Raw genomic sequence first — 1,730 nt, 5'->3', positions numbered from 1 at the left:
TGTGGTTCTCGGTCACCGGAGCCTGGGGGTCGGTGCGCGTCGCGGGCCGCGAGGTCGGGCCCTACCGTGCCGCGCGCGTGCGCGCCGGCGAGGCCGTCGAGATCGGCACCGCGGAACGCGGCCTGCGCTACCTCGTCGCCGTGCGCGGCGGGATCGACGAACCGCTCGTGCTCGGATCACGCAGCCGGGACACGCTCGCGGGGATCGGGCCCGAGCCCGTCGGTGCGGGACGTGTCCTCGCGGTGGGACCCGAGCCCGCGGCATCCGTGCCCCTGCTCGACGACGACGCCGCCTACCCGCCGCCGGTCGGATCGGTCACCCTCGGCCTGCTGCCGGGGCCGCGCGCCGACTGGGTGACGGATGCCGCGCTCGCCGTGCTGCACGAATCGCGCTGGCGCGTCTCCCCATCCGCCGATCGCGTGGGGGCGCGGCTCGAGGGTCCGGCGCTGGAGCGCCGGGTGCCGGGCGAGCTGGTGAGCGAGCCGACGGTCGCGGGCGCCATCCAGGTCACCGGTGCCGGCGTGCCGACCGTGCTCCTCGCCGACCGGCCGGTGACCGGCGGGTACCCGGTCGTCGCGATCGTCGATCCGGGCTCCCTCGACGTGCTCGCGCAGGTGCGACCCGGCCAGGAGATCCGGTTCCGGCACGCGTGAGCGGCGGGCGCCCTCGACGGCCGGCCGCCGCCCCGTCCGTCCTGTCCCTTCCCGACGACCTACGGCCTGCTCAGGAACACCGACCGCGCCGGGGGCGGCGACGGCACTGCGGTGGCATCCGTCACGACCGGCGCGCCGGCGATGAAGCGCACCAGCTCGTCGCCGTCGACGAGCTTCGCGGGGGCCGGATCGCTCGCGAGGCGGCGCGGCAGCCCGGCGAACGGCAGCGGGTCGTGCGAGGCGTACATGACGACGTTGCCGAATCGCCGGCCCTTCAGCATGCCGGTGTCGGCGGCGAGCGCGACGTGCGCGTACACGTGCGACAGGGTCGCGGCCTGCGACCGGGCGAACGCGAGGCCGGCGCCGTCGGCGACGTTGACCGCGACGATCCCGCCCGGTGCGAGCCGCGGCGAGACGAGCCCGTGGAACTCCGCGCTCGTGACGTGGGCGGGCGTGCGCGCGCCCGAGAAGATGTCGACGATCGCGATGTCGACCGCTCCGTCGAGCCCGGCCGGGAGTTTCGCGAGGACCTCGCGGGCGTCGCCGTGCCGCACGCGCACCTGCGCGCCGCGCGGGAACGGCAGGTTCGCGCGCACGAGGTCGACGAGGTCGGACTCCAACTCGATCACCTGCTGGCGCGACCCGGGCCTGGTCGCGATGACGTACCTGGGCAGGGTGAACGCGCCGCCGCCGAGGTGCAGCGCGGTGATCGGCCGCCCTTCCTCGCGCACGAGGTCGACCGCGTGGCCGATGCGGCGCACGTACTCGAATCCCAGCCACTCGGGCTGCTCGAGGTCGACGTGCGACTGCGGGGTCCCGTCGACCGTGAGGGTCCACGAGCCGGGCCGCGTCCGCGACTCCTCGAGCCTGGCGAGGTGTCCGCTCACGGCGAGGCGACGTTCGAGTTCCGGCACGGATGCCACGCTACCCGCGTCGGCTCAGCACGCGCCCCACAGCACGGCGTCGAGCCGCGCGCCCTGCAGGACCTCGGCGGGGAACGGACCTGCGGCGCGCAGCCGCTCGACCACGCGCGGCGGGATCGCGGGGCCGGCGACGATCACGGCGTTGCCCTCCTCG

The 1,730-nt window shown here is 75.9% G+C and carries 2 protein-coding genes; one reads left to right on the top strand and one right to left on the bottom strand.

The window, feature by feature from the left end:
* A partial coding sequence (locus ESO86_RS16455; protein ID WP_165308164.1) for a 5-oxoprolinase subunit C family protein occupies positions 1-653 on the top strand: 653 nt, incomplete at its 5' end.
* A 59-nt stretch (positions 654-712) separates the two neighbouring features.
* Here the strand turns inward: ESO86_RS16455 and ESO86_RS16450 are convergent.
* Positions 713-1,567 carry a spermidine synthase gene (locus ESO86_RS16450; RefSeq protein WP_129235903.1) on the bottom strand — a complete coding sequence of 285 codons (855 nt, stop codon included), beginning with the start codon at positions 1,565-1,567 and terminating at the stop codon, positions 713-715.
* Positions 1,568-1,730 lie beyond the last annotated feature (163 nt).

Origin of the sequence: Agromyces binzhouensis (assembly GCF_004135055.1) — a bacterium.
GTDB classification, from domain to species: Bacteria; Actinomycetota; Actinomycetes; order Actinomycetales; family Microbacteriaceae; genus Agromyces; species Agromyces binzhouensis.
This window is presented reverse-complemented; position numbering and strand designations above follow the sequence as displayed.